This window comes from Marinobacter halophilus, from assembly GCF_003007685.1.
GTDB lineage: Bacteria > Pseudomonadota > Gammaproteobacteria > Pseudomonadales > Oleiphilaceae > Marinobacter > Marinobacter halophilus.
The window spans coordinates 437,689-457,122 of sequence record NZ_PXNN01000011.1 but is presented as its reverse complement, the minus strand read 5'-3'; the positions used below and the strand labels follow the sequence as shown (position 1 = coordinate 457,122).

The window sequence follows — 19,434 nt, the reverse complement described above, 5'->3', positions numbered from 1 at the left end:
CCGGCAGTTTGAATCCCTGAAGGTGCATCAAGCAGATTCTGTACCAGCTGGGCCAGGAGCTGAAAATACAGGCGGTTGCCGACCTGGATGAAACAGGTCGCCGCCGGATCTGTAAGGAAAGTTGACATCACTGGCCGAGGAATGGATTGGTTACATGCTTTCTGATCAATGGATTGTGTTTCTTATACTGGGGCTTACGCTCGCGTTGTTTGTCTGGAACCGCCTGAGGTTTGACGTTGTTGCCATGCTGGCTTTGCTGGCGGTGGCGCTCACCGGGCTGGTTGAATCCGATCAATTGTTTGCCGGTTTCGGCCACCCGGCTGTAATCACCGTGGCTGCGGTGCTGGTGATCAGCCAGGGTCTGGTCAATGGCGGTGTGGTGGATGCGGTTGCTCGCCTACTCGGCAAAGTGGGGCGCAACGCGATGCTTCAGGTGATCACGCTGACCCTGGTGGTGGCCCTGTGCTCCGGTTTCATTAACAACGTCGGCGCCCTTGCCCTGCTGATGCCGGTGGCCATCTGGATGTCCCGGGAGTCTGGCCGCTCACCGTCGTTACTGCTGATGCCACTGGCGTTCGGCTCGTTGCTGGGCGGCACCATCACGCTGATCGGCACACCCCCCAACATTATCATTGCCAGCTACCGGGAAGGCGGCTCATTTGGCCTGTTTGATTTTGCGCCGGTGGGCCTGGCGATCACGGCTGCGGGCCTTGCCTTTATCGGTCTGGTTGGCTGGCGCATAACGCCCAAACGGGACGATCCGGCCGGTGACGGCAAGCTGTTCAGCGTGGGCGAGTACGTGACCGAGTTGAAAGTGCCGGAGGGGTCCGCTTATGCGGGCAGCACACTGCATAATCTGCTGACACCGGGCGATACCGATAAAAACCTTGTGGTGTTGGCGCTGATCCGGGATGAAAAGACGTCGCCCGCACCGTCGACCTTCAGTGTGCTTCGGGAGGGCGATGTGCTTTTAGTGGAGGCCGATACGGAGAGCCTGCAGGAGTTTGTCGATCAAACCGGGCTGGTTCTGGCTACCGCCGTCAGCGAGGAAGAGGAAGATACGGCCGGCGATGGCGAGCAACCGGGTTCTGGTCAACCTGCTGAAGGTGCCGAAGATCATGTGACCACGGGCGATGTCCGGTTAACTGAAGCGGTGATTGCACCGTCGTCCCGTTTGATCGGGCGCTCGGCAAACCGGTTGAATTTGCGGGAGCATTACGGGCTGAACATCGTGGCAATAGCCCGCCAGGGCCAGCGATTGAAGCGCCGGCTGGCCGAAATCCGCTTCCGTTCCGGGGATATTTTGCTGGTGCAAGGCCATGAAGACAGCCTACTGACGACCCTGCAAACCCTGGGTTGTCTGCCGCTGGCCGAAAGGGGTTTGACCCTGGGCAAGCAAAACAATTTATGGCTGGCGGGTGGTCTGTTTATCGCTGCCATCGTGCTGATTGTGTCTGGCTTGCTGACGCCCCCGGTAGCACTGGTCGCCTGCGCGGTGGCCATGGTGCTGGTGCGTTTGATGGATACCGGCGAGGCCTACCGGGCCATTGATTGGTCGGTGATTGTTTTGCTGGCAGCAATGATTCCGGTGGGTCAGGCACTGGAAAAGACCGGCGGTGCGGCGCTGATTGCCGACCAGATATTGGCGATTGCCCAAGGCCAAGCGGCCTGGGTGGCGGTGACCATTATTCTGGTGGGCACCATGTTGCTGTCAAATGTGGTTAACAACGCTGCGGCCGCAATTCTGGTGGCCCCCATTGCTTTGGGCATTTCCGCCCAGCTTGGATTGGCCTCGGATGCGGTGTTGATGGCGGTTGCGGTGGGGGCATCCTGCGCCTTCCTGACGCCGATCGGTCATCAGTCCAACGCCCTGGTGATGGAGCCGGGGGGCTATCGCTTCGGGGATTACTGGCGTCTGGGTTTGCCGTTGTCGGTGGTGGTGACGGTGGTCGGCGTGCCGATGATTCTGTGGGTGTGGGGCTGATCGATGGTCGGTCAGTACTTCGGCGGTTTTCTTTGTTATGGTTGAAAGCTAGCATGGTGTCTGATGAGCGTGTTTTGGAAAGGCTTTCCCTTACCTGCTCTCGCACTGCACCGGATGGTATGGGATGCCGATCTCCGAGGTTCTGGTTTATGGTAGCTGAAGATATGAAGTCACAACTTCTTGATGAACTAGAGTTGGCCAGAGCGCGAACGGTGCAGTTAATCGATTCGCTGTCAGAAGCAGAGCTAAACGTGCCGTACCATCCCGGGGTGAACCCGCCGCTTTGGGAAATGGGGCATTCAGCGTTCTTCTACGAAGTCTTCGTGTTTAACCTGCTGGATGGCACGGCCAGTTACGATCCTTCCATGGACGATCTGTGGGACTCGTTTCATGTCGAACATCGCGATCGCTGGCGGCGGGATCTGTTTCCCGGCCGTGAGGAGACGCTCAGCTACTTCAATACCATCTATGACCGTGTCGCCGAGCGCATTCAGAGTAACGAACTGACCAATCGGGAGCTGTATCTCTACCGTTATGCCATTTTCCACCAGAACATGCACATCGAGTCGCTGATCTGGTGTCGGCAGACGGTGGGCTACCCGGCGCCGGCGGATTTCAAAGGTGATCGGCCGGCGCCCGGTGACAAGGTGGCGGGTGATGCCCGTATTCCGGCCGGTCGTTGGCTGATCGGTATGCCCGGGGAGTCGTCGGCTTATGCCGCCGAGGACTTTGCCTTTGATTGCGAGAAACCCCGTTTTGAGGTGGCGCTTGAGGCGTTTTCGATCAGCCGGACGGCGGTGAGCAATCGGGAATTTCAGGCGTTTGTCGACGATGGCGGCTATCAGCGGCCGGAGTTGTGGTCGTTTGGTGGTCGCAAGTGGCTGGACACCGAGGTGGATGTGGCGTTGGTGCATGGCGCGCATGAGTCGATGATGCGCCTGCCCGGGCACCCATTGTATTGGCGCTGGCACGAAAAGCAGTGGCAGGAGCGGGTGTTTGATCAGTGGTTGTCGCTGGCGCCGGATGCGCCGGTGACTCACGTCAGCTATTGGGAAGCCGAGGCCTGGTGCAACTGGGCAGGGCGACGGTTGCCGACGGAGCACGAGTGGGAAGTGGCGGCGCTTGGCAACAAGCCCGGTGAGGCCTTTCGGCGCTATCCCTGGGGCAACGAGGCCCCGGATTCAGTCCGGGTGGATATGAACGCTCGCGCCCTGGCGCGGAATCCGGTCTGGGATTATCCGGCCGGTGACAGTCCGTTCGGTTGTCGGCAGATGCTGGGGTCGGTGTGGGAGTGGACCAGCAGTCAGTTTCTGCCCTATGACGGCTTCAAGGTGGATATGTATCCGTTTATGTCCACCCTGCAGTTTGGTGATCACAAGGTCAGCAAGGGTGGCAGCTGTGCCACCTCGTCCAATCTGATCCGGGGCACCTACCGGCAGGCCTATCTGCCGCTGCGTAATGACGTCTACACCGGCTTCCGGACCTGCGCGTTAAGCGATTAACTCAAAGGCGGCGGTCTGTGTCGGGTAGCCAACATCCGGGTGCAGATCGCCGATGCCGCCAAAGCTGACGCTGTAGCCGTTTCGTTTGGCGACACCGCTGGCCCACTGGCGGAACTTCATGCGATCCCACTCGAATTTATGGTCTTCCTCGCGAAACTCCCCGGGGGCAAGGTCGAACAGCGGGTTATATTCGCGGTTAGGGGTGGTCATGAACAGGAACGTCGGGCGCATACCGCCAAACACCGCGAGTTCGACTTTCGACAGCTCTGACGGATTAACGTGTTCTATGGTTTCAACCATGGCGGCGACGTCGAAGCCGATGAGTTCGGGTTGCGCTTCGCTGTAGGAACCGGTCACCAGACGAATGCGGTCGGGGCTGGCTTGTATCCAGCTTTCCAGGTTCAACCGGGCCTGGCGGATGGATACGCCGGACTGCTCAAGGCCGACAATCCGCTCGAATTCCGCGTTTCCGGCCAGCCGGAACAGCAACGAGCCGGACCCGCAGCCGAGGTCCAGAACCGTTCGGGCACCACGGCTGCGCAGAGTGCGCGCCACAAAATCCAGTCGCTGCTCATGCAGCGAGGTCATCTGGGTCATGCTGCCGCGGGTCATTTCTTCAAGATCGAACATGTCAGGCCTTCGTCGGGAGTGGTGAGCACCCCGTTCTGGCCGATAGGAGCCGGTACTGGGAGTGCAGCTGGACGCAGCCCCTAGGGTACCGGTTTTCGATACGGGAATGTATGGGCCGGTGGGTTCAGTGCGGCGGTTCTTGCAAAAAGTCCCGGAACAGCTGCGCGGATTGATCCGGAGCTTCGACCATCGGGGCATGACCGATGTCGTCGAGGATGACCTTGCGGGCGTTGGGAATAGCTTCGACGAACACATCGGCATTGCGGTAATTGATGACCCGGTCGAGTTTGCCCCAGACTACCAGTACCGGTGCTTCAATATTGACGATGGCGTTGCGGAAATCCGGCTCGAAGCCGGTGTCCCGGATGGCGGCAAAGATGGTTTCGTTGACCTCGCGGTTGGAGATGGCGTTTTTTTCCATGACCTCGAAGATTGGCCAGGGCACGAAAGGCCGCTTCTCGAGGGCAAAGTCGAGCAAACGATCAAAGTCGCCTTGTTTTTTCGGAATCAGGGGGTTCTCGCCGTCAAGAACCAGATCCACCAACTCGCTTTCGTACTCAAAGATGCCGGCCGGGTCGAACAGCACCGCCGATCGAATCTGGTCCGGGTGCTTAGCCGCGTAAAGTGCGGTGATGGCACCACCCATGGAATTGCCCATCATGTGGGCCCTGGTAATGCCCAGTTCGGCAAAGATCTGATTCAGGTAGCGCACCTGATCCTCAAAGCGGTAGCCGATGTCCAGCGGTTTACTGCTGTCGCCGTGGCCGGGCAGATCGAAGGCGTAGATATTGAATTCGCCTTTGAGCTCCTTGGCCAATCGGGTCCAGTTGTCCTTGTTGGCACCAAAGCCATGAATCAGCACCACGGTGTCGCCGTCGACGGTGTCTTTGCTGCGGAGGTAGGCGATGTCGAGTTCTCCCACCGTTAGCTGTGCGGTTTCCAGTCCTGCACTGGAGCGTTCCCAGCCAATGGCGCTTTCGTAGATGCCCTGCTTGGAACAGGCGCTGACCAACAGCGTGGTGACCAACAGAAGGAAAATGCTGACGGGGGTGCGCTGCACACGGAACTCCTTTTCGTTATGGATATTGTTAAGGGGCTAACACTACCCCAGAAAAAAGCCCGGTCAATGACCGGGCTGACGATGTTGTCGAGCTATGACAAAAATTCAGCCCTGTTCGCGGGCAATGGCTCGGTAGGCAATGTCGTTGCGATAGAAGGCACCCTGCCATTCGATCTTTTCAGCCAGCGCGTAGGCCCTTTGCTGGGCCTCGGTGACGGTGTTGCCCAACGCGGTGGCGCAGAGTACGCGGCCGCCATTGGTCACGACCTGACCGTCTGTCAGGCTGGTGCCGGCGTGGAATACTTTCTCGCCATCCACGTCAGCCTCCGGAAGGCCGGAAATGACATCGCCCTTGTTATAGCTGGCGGGATAACCGCCGGCGGCCAGTACAATGCCCACGGAAGCACGCTCGTCCCACTCGGAATTACACTGGTCCAGCTTGCCATCCACAGCGGCCTGGCACAGCTCCACCATGTCCGACCTCATGCGCAGCATGATCGGTTGGGTTTCCGGATCACCGAAGCGGCAATTGAATTCGATGACCTTGGGGGAACCATCGGTGTCGATCATCAGGCCGGCGTAAAGGAAACCCTTGTACGGGTGGCCTTCGGCCGCCATGCCGTTGACGGTGGGGTAAATCACCTCATCCATAATGCGCTGGTGCACGTCGGCGGTGACTACCGGAGCCGGGGAGTAGGCACCCATGCCGCCGGTGTTGGGGCCGGTATCGCCGTCGCCCACCCGTTTGTGATCTTGGGAGGTGGCCATGGCCAGAACGTTCTCGCCATCCACCATGACGATGAAGGAGGCTTCTTCACCATCCAGGAATTCCTCGACCACGACGCGGCTGCCGGCCTCACCAAACGCGTTGCCTGCCAGCATGTCGCGGATGGCGTCTTCGGCTTCTGCCAACGTCATCGCCACGATCACGCCTTTGCCGGCGGCCAGGCCATCGGCCTTGACCACAATCGGTGCGCCTTTATCTCGTACGTAAGCCAGGGCCTGATCAACGTCGGTGAAGTTGGCGTAGTCGGCGGTCGGGATCTGCTGGCGGGCCAGGAAGTCCTTGGTGAAGGCTTTGGAGCCTTCCAGCTGGGCGGCACCGGCGCTGGGGCCGAAGATGCGCAGGCCGCGCGCTTCGAATTTGTCGACCACACCGGCCACCAGCGGGGCTTCCGGGCCGACGATGGTCAGGCCGACGTTGTTCTGTTCGGCGAAATTGGCCAGGCCGTCCAGATCCATCACGTCCAAGTCGACGTTTTCCAGCCCGGGCTCGCGGGCGGTGCCGGCATTACCCGGGGCCACAAAGACTTTATCCGCCCGCGGTGATTGGGCCGCTTTCCAGGCCAGGGCGTGTTCACGGCCGCCACTGCCGATAACCAGAATGTTCATGCTGAGCTCCTGAATTATTTGATCAGTGACGGAAGTGGCGCATGCCGGTGAAGACCATGGCAATGCCGTGCTCGTTGGCCGCGTCGATCACTTCCTGGTCGCGCATGGAGCCACCTGGCTGGATCACCGCGGTGATGCCGGCTGCCGCCGCAGCGTCAATGCCATCCCGGAACGGGAAGAAGGCATCCGAGGACATCACGGATCCTTTCACTTCCAGGCCTTCGTCGGCGGCCTTGATGCCGGCGATTTTGGCGCTGTAGACCCGGCTCATCTGGCCGGCGCCCACACCGATAGTGCGGCCAGCTTTGGCGTAAACGATGGCGTTGGATTTGACGTACTTGGCCACTTCCCAGGCGAACAGAAGGTCGTTCAGTTCCTGCTCGGTGGGTTGGCGCAGGGTGACCACTTTCACGTCTTCCATGGCGACCATGCCGAGATCGCGATCCTGCACCAGCAGGCCGCCGGTCACGCGCTTGTAGTCCATGGTCTGGGCGCGCTCACCATCGAAGTCGCCGCAGGCCAGCAGGCGCACGTTTTTCTTGGCAGCGACGATGTCGACCGCCTCTGACGCGATGCTGGGGGCGATAATCACTTCCACAAACTGACGGTCAACGATGGCCTGGGCCGTTTGCGCATCCAGCTCACGATTGAAGGCGATGATGCCGCCAAAGGCTGAGGTGGGATCGGTCGCGAACGCCAGTTCATAGGCTTGCAGGATGTCGGCACCGATGGCCACGCCACAGGGGTTAGCGTGCTTGACGATAACGCAGGCCGGATCGGCAAACGGCTTCACGCATTCCAGGGCGGCATCGGTGTCGGCGACGTTGTTGTAGCTCAGTTCCTTACCCTGCAGCTGCTTTGCGGTGGCCACGCAGGCTTCGCGAGGATAGCGTTCGGCATAGAAGGCGGCGCGCTGGTGCGGGTTCTCACCGTAACGCATGTCCTGAACCTTCACGAACTGAACATTGAAAGTACGCGGGAAGTCGGCATTGTCGTTGTCCGGGGTGCGGCCGCCCAGGTAATTGGCGATGGCGCCGTCGTAACCCGCGGTGTGTTCAAAGGCTTTGACTGCCAGGTCGAAACGAGTGCTGTAGGTCAGCTGGCCGTCGTTGTCTTTCAGTTCTTTCAAGACCCGGCTGTAGTCGGAGGCATTGACCACAATGGCGACATCGTTGTGGTTCTTGGCGGCCGCACGAACCATGGTGGGGCCACCGATGTCGATGTTTTCAATGGCAGTGGCCAGATCGCAGTCGGGATTGGCGACGGTGTCTTCGAACGGGTACAGGTTCACCACCACCATGTCGATGGGGTTGATGTCGTGCTCGCTCATAATGGTGTCATCGATGCCGCGCCGGCCAAGAATGCCGCCGTGGATCTTCGGGTGCAGGGTTTTGACCCGGCCGTCCATCATTTCCGGAAAACCGGTGTAGTCGGAAACCTCGGTGACGGGAACCTGGTTTTGCTGCAACAGACGGAAGGTTCCGCCGGTGGAAAGCAGTTCAATGCCGCGTTCGGTCAGGGCACGGCCAAACTCGACGATGCCGGTTTTATCACTCACGCTGATCAGAGCGCGACGGACGGGGGTATTAGCCTGATTTGCCATGGGTCACTTTCTTCGCTGGTCAGATAAGCCGGATGTAGCCTGGGTATAAAGAGCAAGGGCCTCGCGAACGCATCCGGGAGGCCCTTCAGGGACGAGTCTGATTATAGCAGACCATACTGCTTGAGTTTCTTGCGCAGGGTGCCGCGATTCAGGCCAAGCATGGTGGATGCCTTGGTCTGGTTGTTGCGGGTGTATCGCATCACCTGCTCCAACAGTGGCGCTTCGACCTCTGACAGTACCAGCTGGTACACGTCAGAGACCGGTGCGCCATCCAGTTGCGCAAAATAGTTCTTGAGAGCAACTTCCACGCTGTCGCGCAGAGTGACACTGTTGCCGCTGTTGTTCACCGTGTGCAACTGATGTAGATCATCGTTAGCTGGTGTGCTCAGGTTGTCGTTTGCCAAAGTCTCAGCGGTCATGCTGCGAATACCTCTCCATTTCGTAAGCCTGAAAAATACTGTTCGATGCGGTCTTTCTGCTCCAGCGCGTCTTCAATCGCGTTGAAGCGTTGGCGGAACTGTTTACTCTGGTCGTGAGACTGGAGATACCAGCCCACATGCTTTCTGGCGATACGCACGCCCATTTTTTCACCGTAGAAGCTGTGCAGCTCGGCCAGGTGTTCCGTCAGTATCTGCTCGACCTCGTTCAAAGGTGGTGCCGGCAGGTACTGTCCGGTCTGCAGGTAATGCAGGATTTCCCGGAAGATCCAGGGCCGGCCCTGGGCACCACGGCCGATCAGCAAGCCATCAGCGCCGGTGTGTTCCAGCACCTGTCGGGCCTTTTCCGGGCTGGTAATATCGCCGTTGGCGAACACTGGAATGCCGACACTGGCCTTCACCTCGGCGATGGTGTCGTACTCCGCATCACCGTTGTACTTGTCTGCGCGAGTGCGCCCATGCACTGCGATAGCCTGTATGCCGGCATCTTCCGCCATGCGGGCAATCACGGTTGCGTTGCGGTGGTCGCGATCCCAGCCGGTGCGCATTTTCAGAGTGACCGGGATGTCTACCGCGTTAACCACGGCTTCCAGTATTTCCCGTACCAGCTCCTCGTCTTTCATCAGGGCCGAGCCGGCGGCTTTGTTGCACACCTTTTTAGCCGGGCACCCCATGTTGATGTCGATAATCTGAGCACCAAACTCGGCATTCTGCCGGGCCGCGTCCGCCAGCATCTGCGGATCACCACCGGCTATCTGTACCGAGCGGGGTTCCGGCTCACCCTGATGATTCATGCGGGTGCGGGATTTTCGCGTATGCCAGAGCTTGCTGTCCGCTATCACCATCTCTGACACTGCCAGGCCTGCTCCCATTCGCCGGCATAACAGCCGGAACGGACGATCTGTTACGCCGGCCATGGGCGCAACAATAAGCGGGTTGGGCAAGGTGTACGGCCCGATTTTTGCCGTCGGCAGCATGATCTGAGTCCGTGTCACAGCGAGTTAAGCAAGGTTCGGTGCGGGTTGGTTGTTCAATTAATAACCGCCCCCAGCTCCCGAAGGGCGGTAATGATACCGCCGGGGACGGCTCGATTGAAGGGGAGAATGGCTGAAAAAATTGATTATTTTTCGTGCTTTCTGGTTGACTTTTGCGCGCTCAGCCGTGGCCGCCGACTGGCGTCAGGGTGTCCAGGGCCGGAAGTTCAGATTGTAGTTGACCGCATCGCGACCGGGGTCACGAATGCTGATGGCAATTCTGACGGGTGTCTCTGACGGCATGGTGTCCATCGTTTCGGCGTCACCGGCGAGGTAGTCCTCGGGCAGGAAAGTGCTTTGGGCTACAACGTCACCGTTGAGGTTTGAAAAGGTCAGCGCTATGGCCGGGAACGGTTGCACAAATCCGGCACGGTTGATGATGACCGCATCGACAATCAGCTGGTTGCGATTTTCCGGGTCGGTGCGGACGACCAGTTTCCGGCTTTGAATCGCGTCGACGTTGATCAAGGGTTTGAGTTGACACCCTGCCAGCTCACAGCCCTTTTCATAGAATGGCCGCAACTGGGGAATGGCGGAGAGGCGATCGAACTGGAACCAGGTCACCTGGGCAACCAGGGCGCCCAGCAGAGCCAGAACAACCAGTGTCCACAGTGCCGTGCGCAGGCGGCTTTTGCCATTGCCGACCGATACCGGGTCCCGGCGCAAATCCCGGTACAGAGTATCGCTCGGCTGGTGTTGTCGGGGCCGAGGTTCTGGCGCACCGGCTGGCCGGTCATCTTCTGTCGCGGCAAGCGTAAGCTCACTGGCTGAGGCGGCAGTTTGCTCATCATCCGGACGGACCGGTTCAGGCTGCAAACCCGCGGGCTCTTCCTGGGGCGGTTGTGGTTTTGGTGGTTGAGGCGATGGCTCGCCTGCCTCCGGCCCTTCAGGGGGTCGCTTCGGGTGATCGTCCGAGAGCATGGCCTCGGCCCAGCTTTCATCAACGGCGTGCTTTTCCGATGTTGGGTCATCGTCGTGATAGTCGGATCTTTCCGATTCGGCGACCCCACGGAAACTGTCACTCAGCTCGTCCTCTGAGAACGTGAGACTGGTTCCGGCATAGCGGCCTTCCGCGGCATCCTCTTCAGGGTTGTCTGCGAAGACAAAATCCTCTTCATCGGTTCCGGGATCTGAGCCGGGCGCCGGGCTGGCGCCACTTGGTGTTGTGTGCTCTTTGGGTGTCGATTCGCCCGAGGTTGAATCACGATCGGTTTTGATGACCTGGTGCTCAACCGCGTTGAACACTTTCATGCAGCTGCCACACCGCACTTTGCCGCCGGCGATACTGAGTTGCTCGTCAGTTACCCGGAAGCGGGTCTCGCAATTGGGGCATTGGGTCTGCAGGCTGCTTTGGGTCATGCTTCGTTCCTGAAAGCTTGATCGCTGATCGATCGGGGTGCGATCGTTAGGGATGAGGCAGTTTAGTCGTAAACACGGTACTCGTCATCCGTCCTTGCGTCGTCCTGTGAGGCGTATCCAGTCTTCTTTCTGCTCAGGCTCGTCCATCAGGAACCAGGGCTCGTAAGCCGCCATCACTTCCCGTGCCTGATAGGACAGGATGCCGGACAGCACCAGGCTGCCACCAGGCGCGGTGAGTTCGGCGAGTCTGGGAGCCAGGCCAATCAGCGGTTGGGCCAGAATGTTGGCGAGCATGATGTCGGCCCGGGTATCCGGGTCGTTACCGGGTAAGTACAGGTCCAGCCGGCGGTCGTCGACGCCGTTACGGCGGGCGTTATCACGACTGGCTTCCAGGGCCTGGGGGTCGGTGTCGACACCGATAACGTGGTCGGCACCCAGCAGCAGAGCCGCGAGACCGAGAATACCGGAGCCGCAACCGTAGTCGATGATCTGTTTGCCGGCCACATTCTGACCGTCCAGCCATTGCAGGCACAGGGCGGTGGTCGGGTGGGTGCCGGTGCCAAAGGCCAGGCCAGGGTCCAGCATCAAGTTGGCGGCGTCAGGGTCGGGAGCATCGCACCAGCTGGGCACAATCCACAGGCGTTCGCCAAACCGCAGTGGGTGGAAGTCGTCCATCCAGGCCCGTTCCCAATCCTTGTCTTCGACCAGAGTGACGTCTATGTCGGTCAGAGACTGTTGGGTCTGTTGGTGCCAGGCGTCGCGAATATCCGAACAAAGCTGCTCTATATCGCGGTCAGACTGGAACAACCCGGTGACAGTGGTCTGGCTCCACAGAGGTGTAGTGCCGGGATCGGGTTCGTATAGGGGCTGGTCGGCCGCATCTTCCATGGACACAGCGTCTGAGCCCATTTCCATTAATAAGTCTTCCAGCTGATCCGCAGTGTCCGGATCAGCTGGTATCTGGAGTTGTATCCAGGGCATGATTAATCCCGCATCAGTTTCTCGAGGTAGTGGATGGTGAAGTCTACCTGTTTAAAGCCGCCATCGCGTACCAGTTTTCGGTGCAGGGGTTGATTGGTCTTGATGCCCTCGACCACCATTTCATCCAGCGCGTTCTTCATGCGTCGGCGGGCGATTTCCCGGTCGTCGCCCCAGGTGATCAGTTTCGCCACCAGGGAATCGTAATACGGTGGCACGGTATAGCCGCTGTACAGGTGGGAATCGACACGGATGCCATTACCGCCAGGGGCATGGAAGTGTTTGACTTTGCCCGGGCTGGGTACGAAGGTTTGCGGGTCTTCGGCATTGATCCGGCATTCGATGGCGTGACCGGATATGTGGATTTCGTCCTGGCTGTATTGCAACGGCAGGCCACTGGCAATTCGCAGCTGTTCGCGGACGATATCGACGCCGGTCACCATTTCGGACACCGGGTGCTCTACCTGTACCCGGGTGTTCATTTCGATGAAATAGAACTCGCCGTCCTGGTACAGGAACTCGAAGGTACCGGCGCCCACATAGCCGATTTCCTTGCAGGCATCGATGCAGGCCTTGAGCGTGCGCGCCCGGGATTCCGCGTTGACGTTCGGGGCCGGTGCTTCTTCGATCACCTTTTGGTTGCGACGCTGCATGGAGCAGTCCCGGTCACCCAGGTGAATTACGTTGCCGTGCATGTCGGCCAGCACCTGAACCTCCACATGGCGTGGGGTTTCAAGGAACTTCTCCAGGTACACGGTCGGATCGCCAAAGGCATTCTTGGCTTCGGTCTGGGTGATCTGGACAGCCTTGAGCAGTGCAGCTTCGGAGTGTACTACCTGCATGCCCCGACCACCGCCACCAGAGGCCGCCTTGATCATCACCGGGTAACCGATTTGGCGGGCCAGCATCAGGTTGCGCTCGTCGTCTTCGGTCAATGGACCGTCAGAGCCGGGCACCGTCGGGACGCCAGCCTTTTTCATGGCTTCGATGGCGGACACTTTGTTGCCCATCAGGCGAATGGTTTCTGCCCGGGGGCCGATAAAGCGGAAGCCGCTTTTCTCGACCTGCTCGGCAAAATCTGCGTTCTCGGCCAGAAAGCCGTAACCCGGATGAATGCCGACGGAATCTGTCACTTCCGCCGCGCTGATGATAGCGGGGATGTTCAGGTAGCTTTCAGTCGGGCTGTTCGGGCCGATACAGACGGTTTCGTCAGCCAGCCGAACGTGCATCAGGTCGCGGTCGACCTGAGAGTGAATTGCCACTGTCTTGATGCCCAGCTCTTTGCAGGCACGGAGTATGCGCAGGGCGATTTCACCGCGGTTTGCGATCAGAACTTTTTCTAACATAGCCATGGTTACCAATCACCGAATTCAGGAAATGACGACCAGGGGCTGGTCAAACTCCACCGGCTGGCCATTTTCGACCAGAATTTCGGTGACGGTGCCGGCTTTGTCTGCCTCGATCTGGTTCATCATCTTCATTGCTTCAACTATGCAGATGACTTCGCCCGCATTCACCTTCTGACCAACCTCGATAAAGGCGGCGGCGCTGGGTGATGGCGACCGGTAGAAGGTGCCGACCATGGGCGATTTGACGGCATGACCGTTAATGGCGGGTGGCGCGGCGGGTGCATCGGCGGGCGACGCCTCGGCTGCCGTTGCCGGTGCTTGCGGAGCCGGTGCCGAGTAATGGCCCATGTAATGGGCGGGCGCAGCAACCTGTTCACGACGGCGGGAGATGCGAACGGAGTCGTCTCCCTCATGAATCTCCAGCTCCTCGACGTCTGATTCCTCGAGCAGTTCAATCAGTTTTTTGATCTTGCGAATATCCATAGCTATTCCAGTCCCGTTGTCTCTGGTCTATCGGTTAATTCGATGCAGGGCAGCCTGCAGGGCCAGGTCGTAGCCCTGGCTGCCCAGCCCGCAGATAACGCCTTCGGCGATATCCGAAAAATAGGAGTGATGGCGGAAGGGTTCACGCGCATGCACATTGGAAAGATGTACCTCGATAAACGGAATGCCTGACGCCAGCATGGCGTCTCGCAGGGCGACGCTGGTGTGGGTGAAGGCGGCGGGATTGATAAGGATGAAGTCCACTCCTTCGGCCCGGGCCTCGTGTACCCGCTCGATCAGCTCATACTCTGCATTGGATTGCAGGTGCAACAAATGGTGAGCCTGCTGTGCTGCGGTCTCCCGCAAGCGATCGTCAATGTCGGCCAGGGTTTCATGGCCATAAACCTCAGGTTCCCGGGTACCGAGCATGTTGAGGTTGGGGCCATGGAGTACAAGTATGGTCGACATGGTTCTGTCTGCCTTGATGTCTTTTTACCGGATCGCCGAAGATAACGGCACGTTACCCCAATGGTGCGTACTTGTTATCTTCAGATCAACACTTTTTGACAATCTCGCCAAGCGTTTATAGGTCTAGAAAAGATTACACAGCAATTGCCATTTGCGCGATGACATTTCGTTGATGACAAATATTGTGGTGGATGACAGGCAGTGCCGGTATTCGACATTGGTTTCATGGGGCCGGGCACAGGCCGCCCGGCCCGGAAGGATCAGGACTCCGCCAGTGTGACGCAGTTGCGCCCGTGCTCCTTGGAGGTGTAAAGAGCACGGTCTGCGCGTTCGCACAGAATCTGGGCATTGTCGTCCTGCCAGCTTGAAATGCCGCAGCTGAAGGTGACATTAAATTCCCGGTCGCCAGCAGGCTGTAACAACTCAGAGAACCGTTCACGGATTTCATTCAGCACATTGCGGGCGTCACCCGGGCGGGTGTTGGGCAGGATGATGGCAAACTCTTCGCCACCGTAGCGGCCAATGTGATCGGTTTTACGCAGGCGCTGCTTGAGGAACATGGACAGGCTGCGCAGCACCCGGTCACCAATGGGGTGACCGAAGGTGTCGTTTACTTTTTTGAAGTAGTCGATGTCGAGCATGGCGAAGCACAATGACTGATTTTTTTGCCGCGCGCGCACAATCTCCTGCTCCAGCAGATGCAGGGTGTGCGTGTGGTTATACAGGCCGGTCAGGCTGTCGCGGATCATCAGCGCCAGCAGTGAGCGCGCTCGTCGGCCGCGATTGTGCAGCGTGGCGATCAGGTGTTTTGGATCAATAGGTTTAGTCAGGAAGTCGTCGCCGCCCAGACTCATGGCGTGCAGCTGCTTAGTGACGTCTTCTTCGGCCGACAGGTAGATGATCGGTACGCTGTGGAAGCGGTCTTGCTGGCGAATCACCCGGGCGATTTCCATACCGGTGCAGCCGGGCATGTACATATCGAGGATGATGATCTCCGGCGAGAATTCTTCCAGCGCATGAATAATCTGCATGGGGTCGATGATGATATGAGCGGTCATGCCCGCTTTTTTCAGAACCGTTTCCATGTATTTGGCCTGGGCCCGGGAATCATCCAGAACCAGTACCTTATAAGGCTCCACGGTGTTGCCGTGGGTGTAGGTTTCGATCTTCTCGATCAGCTGGCCAGGGTCGACCGCCGGGTAGAAAAATTCTTCGCCGCCGCAACGGGAGGCCCTCAGCCGGGTTTCAATGCTGCCATCTTCATCGCTCATGAAGATGATCGGTATGGGGGTGTCGTGCTGCTCCTGCAGGTGTTCGACGGTGCCGATGCCGGCGTTAGCGACGCCACCGAAGTTGACGTCCATCAGGATGGTTTCCGGCTTGCTGAGTGCGCATGCCTCGGCCAATTCTGCGGCGCCACTGAAGGCTGAGGCCCGGAACCCGAAAAATTCAAGTTGCCGTATCAGCCGGGCTGCCATTTCCGGATTGGACAAGGCAATGTAAACCGGGGTGCGTCGGTATTGCTGGGGTGTGTCCGTGTCTTCCTGATCGGAGCGGCGTTGGGTGCAATGGCGCAACGCTACGGTGGCGTCTTCCAGCTGACGTTCGCGATCCTCGTCCAGCGCGGTATTGTGGTGCCAGCTGGCCAGAAGGCCAAGAATGTGCCCGGCCGCTGCTGCGTGGCTCTCCATCTCAAAGCGTTTGGCGTAACGCACCAGTTTGTCGGTTGCCGCGATAAACTCGTCCCGGTGGCCGGCGGCTTGGTGAAGGTCTTCGCGAATTTTCTGCCAGGTATCCAAGACCACCCGGGCCTGGGTAGTTACACGGCGGGCAAAATGCTGCCTGAGTTTTTCTTTCTGGCTTTCGTCGTTCATTTTGCTCCGGCCTGTCTGTTTTCATTTTTTTAGTGGTCCGATCCGGCAGGACGAACTTTTTAACCTTAGTCGTTTTACAGAGTCTATAGTGTTTAATGTTGTCGGCGTAGGTTGCGCTATGTAAATGTTTGTCAACTCTGCGGTACAGGTCACACACCGTTATCAGACCACTCACTGGACCGGGGCCCGAGTAGCTATGGCAGGGATGCTTGCAAAGTCAATCTGTCAGCAACGGGGTGCCATCACCCTTCAGTCTTCGTTGCTTCTGTTTACCGGAGCGCTGCTGGTATTCATTCTTGCGGCGGCCTTCGTCACCAGCTTCGGCCATTTCAGAGACTATGTGGCTGATCAACTCGGTGACCACGCCCGAGATGGCGCGACGGCCACCGGCCTTTCTTTGTCCAACGCCATTGATGGCTCCGACAAGGTGGCTTCGTCCTCATTAATTGATGCCGTTTTTGACAGTGGCCGGTACCTCTCCATCGAGTATGTAGACCTAAGCGGAGAGGTCGTCGCGGGTCGGCGCACGGCACTGCAAGGCACGGCGTCGCCGGCTTGGTTTATCCGTTTGGTGACTTTGCCTGTACCAATGGCCGAGGCCGAAGTGGTGCGCGGCTGGACTCGCCTTGGCAAAGTGCAGGTGGTTAGTCATCCGGGCCGCGCTTATGACGATCTATGGCGCATCACCGTCGGCCTGTTGGTGAGCGTGCTGGTCATCGGTGGCGCTGGCTTGTTGGCGCTGTTCCTGATGCTGCGCAGGCTGCTTCGTCCGCTCAAGGACGTGGAGGCGCAGGCCCGGGCTCTGGGTCAGCGTGATTTCCGCAAGCGGGTTCAGGTCCGCTCCACCCGTGAACTGAATCAGGTCACCGAAGCGATGAATCAGATGGCGGACGATCTCGGCCAGCTATTCGACGGCCAGGGTAAGCTGATTCAGCATCTGCGTAAGGTCAACAATGAGGATCTGGTGACCGGTCTGGTGAGTCGTTCGGCTTTTGACCAGCGTTTAAAGGCGGAACTGGAATCCGAGGAGCGGGCGGCGCCGGGTGTGCTGATCATGATCCAGTTGGGCTACTTTGCGGATTACACCCGCGCCTACGGGCGCAGTGAAGGCGACCAGCTGTTGAAGCAAATCGCCGGCGGCCTCAAGAATTTTGTCATACAGCATCCAGGAGCTTTCGTGGGCCGCCGAACCGGCGCCGAGTTTGCGGTGTTCATGCCCGGTGCATCCGCGGTGGATGTCCGGGTTTGGGCCGAAGAACTGATCGCAGGGCTCGACAGTATCTATGCCGACCTTGCCGCACCTATGGACACGCTGGTTCATGCCGGGTTGGCGGTGACTGCTGACGGTCTTGGTGCCCGGGATCTTCTGGCGGCCTCTGATGAAGCCTTGCGGGCAGCACAGCAACGCGATGAGTCCGGTTGCTGGCTGGCTGAGAACAGTCTGGAAACACATCACAACATGGAAACCTGGCGGATGATTATCAGTCAGGCTATCACCGACAGCAAATTGTCCTTGTGGCTTCAGCCCATGGTGCAGGGTGAGGCGCAAACGCGTGTGCATTACCAGGTGTTTTCCCGCATCGATACCGTTGAGGGCGTGCTCAAGGCCGGAGTGTTCGTGCCCATGGCTGAGCGCCTCGGGCTGATCATGGACATTGACCGGTTATTGCTGCAGAGAGTGCTGGAGCGGCTGGCAGCGCACCCGCAGGAGCGATTGGCCATCTCTTTGGGCAACGCCTCGGTGGCGGACCCGGCGTTCCGGAATGATGTCGTTGCGAGCCTTCGCGAGGCTGGAGCCCTGGTTGGTCGGCTCTGGGTAGGTATTGCCGAGCAGACCATTCATCATCACCGTAAAGAAGTGGGGCTGCTGGTGCGGGAGCTGGTGCGGTTAGGGGTGCCGGTATTGGTGGATCGTTTCGGTGTTGGCGGTGTGCCATTCAGCTACCTGAAGAATTTGCCGTTCCAGGCGCTGCGTATCGACAACAGCTTTATTCACAAGCTGGACAGCCATGATGAAAATCGGTTCTGGTTGCAGTCTGTGGTCGCCATTGCGCGCAGCCGAGGTGTGAAGGTTTTTGCGACGGGAGTGGAAACCGCAACGGAATACTCGGTACTCTGTAGCCTGGGTATCGATGGAGCCATGGGATACCATCTGGGTCGGCCGTTTGCAGCCGGACAATCATCGACAGGGGAAGCATAGTCTTATGCCAGGCAAAATCAGACAGTACTTCAGTGACAGGAAAGACGACATGCAGGATTACGCCGGAGGCAGCGGCGTGATCGGAAAACTCGTCCTGGTGGTCCTGGTGGTTTACCTGCTGGTTACCATTGCTCTGGGCATGTATTGGAGCAGCGAGCCGGACACATTCTCGGTGCGTGAACATACCCGGACCCTGGCCAGCGAGATGGGGCGGGAGCCAGTGGCAGGTTTTGCGACCACAGCCACCTTGATCCGCCTCACGGAGACCCTGCTGGACAAGCCGGGCGGCTACATCTCCAACGATATTTTCCCTCCGGGCCTGTGGATGGACAACATGCCGAGTTGGGAGTTCGGCGTGCTGGTGCAGTTGCGGGACCTGTCTCGCGCCATGCGCAGGGACATCAGCCGGTCCCAGAGCCAGTCGGCAGAAGATCCGGACCTGATCATCGCCGAACCCCAGTTGCATTTTGACAGCGGCAGCTGGGCTATTCCCTCCACTGAACGGGAATATCGTCGTGGCATTGATGCCCTTAATCGCTACCTGAACCGCTTGTCGCACCCGGGCCAGCCAAACGCACAGTTCTTTGCCCGGGCCGATAACCTGAACAGCTGGCTGGCGGATCTGGAGACTCGTCTCGGCAGTTTGTCCCGGACTCTGGGCGAGAGTGTCGGCAAAGCATCAGTCTCGGAGGCCATGGCCAATCTGAATCCGGACGATCCGTTGCAGGAAGAGACCGGCGGTGCGGAAGTCAAAACGCCCTGGACCAAAATTGACGATGTGTTTTATGAAGCTCGCGGCAGCGCCTGGGCCCTGCTGCATATCTTCCGAGCTATTGAGGTGGACTTCCGCAAAGTGCTGCAGGACAAGAATGCAATGGCCAGTGTGAAGCAGATCATTATTGAGCTGGAAGGCACTCAGGGCGCCATGTGGAGCCCGGTGATTCTGAACGGCAGTGGTTTCGGTGTGTTGGCAAACCATTCGCTGACCATGGCAGCCTACCTGTCGCGAGCCAATTCGGCGATCAGTGATATGCGGGATCTGTTATCACGGGGCTGAACAGAGCTGCCAATACGTAAAAAA

Annotated in this window: 16 protein-coding genes; 4 read left to right on the top strand and 12 right to left on the bottom strand. The window is 58.8% G+C overall.

The genetic code is table 11. The features are described from left to right. The first annotated feature begins 154 nt into the window (after positions 1-154). The gene (locus C7H08_RS08495; RefSeq protein ID WP_106671557.1) at positions 155-1,984 is read left to right on the top strand and encodes an SLC13 family permease; all 1,830 of its coding nucleotides are present in this window, start codon (positions 155-157) and stop codon (positions 1,982-1,984) included. Between the two features lie 164 nt (positions 1,985-2,148). Beyond that, on the top strand, positions 2,149-3,486 hold the full coding sequence (gene senA / locus C7H08_RS08490) for a selenoneine synthase SenA (RefSeq protein WP_227663157.1): 1,338 nt from the start codon (positions 2,149-2,151) through the stop codon (positions 3,484-3,486). Here senA and C7H08_RS08485 read toward each other — a convergent pair. The 12 genes from C7H08_RS08485 to C7H08_RS08430 form a co-directional block, all read right to left on the bottom strand. After that, entirely contained in the window at positions 3,475-4,116 is a 642-nt protein-coding gene (locus C7H08_RS08485) for a methyltransferase (protein WP_106671297.1), read from the bottom strand. The two genes, senA and C7H08_RS08485, sit on opposite strands and share 12 nt — an antisense overlap. Before the next feature lie 124 nt (positions 4,117-4,240). After that, positions 4,241-5,176 (bottom strand): alpha/beta fold hydrolase, encoded by a 936-nt coding sequence (locus tag C7H08_RS08480; protein WP_106671296.1) that lies wholly within the window; start codon positions 5,174-5,176, stop codon positions 4,241-4,243. A gap of 105 nt (positions 5,177-5,281) precedes the next feature. Then, complete coding sequence (gene purD / locus C7H08_RS08475; protein WP_106671295.1) at positions 5,282-6,568, bottom strand: phosphoribosylamine--glycine ligase; 1,287 nt, start codon at positions 6,566-6,568, stop codon at positions 5,282-5,284. A gap of 22 nt (positions 6,569-6,590) precedes the next feature. Continuing rightward, on the bottom strand, positions 6,591-8,171 hold the full coding sequence (purH, locus tag C7H08_RS08470) for a bifunctional phosphoribosylaminoimidazolecarboxamide formyltransferase/IMP cyclohydrolase (RefSeq protein ID WP_106671294.1): 1,581 nt from the start codon (positions 8,169-8,171) through the stop codon (positions 6,591-6,593). Positions 8,172-8,272: 101 nt separating this feature from the next. Next, positions 8,273-8,590: a DNA-binding transcriptional regulator Fis gene (gene fis, locus C7H08_RS08465; protein WP_106671293.1), complete on the bottom strand. Its 318-nt coding sequence runs from the start codon at positions 8,588-8,590 to the stop codon at positions 8,273-8,275. Then, complete coding sequence (dusB, locus tag C7H08_RS08460) at positions 8,587-9,585, bottom strand: tRNA dihydrouridine synthase DusB (RefSeq protein ID WP_106671292.1); 999 nt, start codon at positions 9,583-9,585, stop codon at positions 8,587-8,589. Before dusB ends, fis begins: the two co-directional genes overlap by 4 nt. A gap of 201 nt (positions 9,586-9,786) precedes the next feature. Further along, positions 9,787-11,001, bottom strand: a complete 1,215-nt coding sequence (locus C7H08_RS08455; protein ID WP_106671291.1) for a DUF3426 domain-containing protein — start codon at positions 10,999-11,001, stop codon at positions 9,787-9,789. An 84-nt stretch (positions 11,002-11,085) separates the two neighbouring features. Then, complete coding sequence (gene prmA / locus C7H08_RS08450; RefSeq protein WP_106671290.1) at positions 11,086-11,982, bottom strand: 50S ribosomal protein L11 methyltransferase; 897 nt, start codon at positions 11,980-11,982, stop codon at positions 11,086-11,088. A gap of 2 nt (positions 11,983-11,984) precedes the next feature. After that, on the bottom strand, positions 11,985-13,331 hold the full coding sequence (gene accC / locus C7H08_RS08445; protein WP_106671556.1) for an acetyl-CoA carboxylase biotin carboxylase subunit: 1,347 nt from the start codon (positions 13,329-13,331) through the stop codon (positions 11,985-11,987). A gap of 18 nt (positions 13,332-13,349) precedes the next feature. Further along, the gene (accB, locus tag C7H08_RS08440) at positions 13,350-13,811 is read right to left on the bottom strand and encodes an acetyl-CoA carboxylase biotin carboxyl carrier protein (protein ID WP_106671289.1); all 462 of its coding nucleotides are present in this window, start codon (positions 13,809-13,811) and stop codon (positions 13,350-13,352) included. A gap of 27 nt (positions 13,812-13,838) precedes the next feature. Further along, positions 13,839-14,279, bottom strand: coding sequence for a type II 3-dehydroquinate dehydratase (gene aroQ, locus C7H08_RS08435; protein WP_106671288.1), 441 nt, complete (start codon positions 14,277-14,279; stop codon positions 13,839-13,841). Between the two features lie 260 nt (positions 14,280-14,539). Then, positions 14,540-16,153 carry a diguanylate cyclase gene (locus tag C7H08_RS08430; RefSeq protein WP_106671287.1) on the bottom strand — a complete coding sequence of 538 codons (1,614 nt, stop codon included), beginning with the start codon at positions 16,151-16,153 and terminating at the stop codon, positions 14,540-14,542. A gap of 196 nt (positions 16,154-16,349) precedes the next feature. Here C7H08_RS08430 and C7H08_RS08425 point away from each other — a divergent pair, with 196 nt between their 5' ends. Both C7H08_RS08425 and C7H08_RS08420 read left to right on the top strand, forming a co-directional pair. Next, entirely contained in the window at positions 16,350-18,353 is a 2,004-nt protein-coding gene (locus C7H08_RS08425; RefSeq protein WP_106671286.1) for an EAL domain-containing protein, read from the top strand. Between the two features lie 4 nt (positions 18,354-18,357). Then, positions 18,358-19,410, top strand: coding sequence for a DUF2333 family protein (locus tag C7H08_RS08420; RefSeq protein ID WP_106671285.1), 1,053 nt, complete (start codon positions 18,358-18,360; stop codon positions 19,408-19,410). Positions 19,411-19,434 lie beyond the last annotated feature (24 nt).

Bases quoted from the DNA above. Each gene is read 5' to 3' on its own strand.
- C7H08_RS08495 (WP_106671557.1), top strand. From the start codon at position 155: ATGCTTTCTGATCAATGGATTGTGTTTCTTATACTGGGGCTTACGCTC.
- C7H08_RS08485 (WP_106671297.1), bottom strand. From the start codon at position 4,116: ATGTTCGATCTTGAAGAAATGACCCGCGGCAGCATGACCCAGATGACC.
- senA (WP_227663157.1), top strand. From the start codon at position 2,149: ATGAAGTCACAACTTCTTGATGAACTAGAGTTGGCCAGAGCGCGAACG.
- C7H08_RS08425 (WP_106671286.1), top strand. From the start codon at position 16,350: ATGGCAGGGATGCTTGCAAAGTCAATCTGTCAGCAACGGGGTGCCATC.
- C7H08_RS08430 (WP_106671287.1), bottom strand. From the start codon at position 16,153: ATGAACGACGAAAGCCAGAAAGAAAAACTCAGGCAGCATTTTGCCCGC.
- accC (WP_106671556.1), bottom strand. From the start codon at position 13,331: ATGGCTATGTTAGAAAAAGTTCTGATCGCAAACCGCGGTGAAATCGCC.
- fis (WP_106671293.1), bottom strand. From the start codon at position 8,590: ATGACCGCTGAGACTTTGGCAAACGACAACCTGAGCACACCAGCTAAC.
- purH (WP_106671294.1), bottom strand. From the start codon at position 8,171: ATGGCAAATCAGGCTAATACCCCCGTCCGTCGCGCTCTGATCAGCGTG.
- dusB (WP_106671292.1), bottom strand. From the start codon at position 9,585: ATGCTGCCGACGGCAAAAATCGGGCCGTACACCTTGCCCAACCCGCTT.
- aroQ (WP_106671288.1), bottom strand. From the start codon at position 14,279: ATGTCGACCATACTTGTACTCCATGGCCCCAACCTCAACATGCTCGGT.
- purD (WP_106671295.1), bottom strand. From the start codon at position 6,568: ATGAACATTCTGGTTATCGGCAGTGGCGGCCGTGAACACGCCCTGGCC.
- prmA (WP_106671290.1), bottom strand. From the start codon at position 11,982: ATGCCCTGGATACAACTCCAGATACCAGCTGATCCGGACACTGCGGAT.
- C7H08_RS08455 (WP_106671291.1), bottom strand. From the start codon at position 11,001: ATGACCCAAAGCAGCCTGCAGACCCAATGCCCCAATTGCGAGACCCGC.
- C7H08_RS08420 (WP_106671285.1), top strand. From the start codon at position 18,358: ATGCCAGGCAAAATCAGACAGTACTTCAGTGACAGGAAAGACGACATG.
- accB (WP_106671289.1), bottom strand. From the start codon at position 13,811: ATGGATATTCGCAAGATCAAAAAACTGATTGAACTGCTCGAGGAATCA.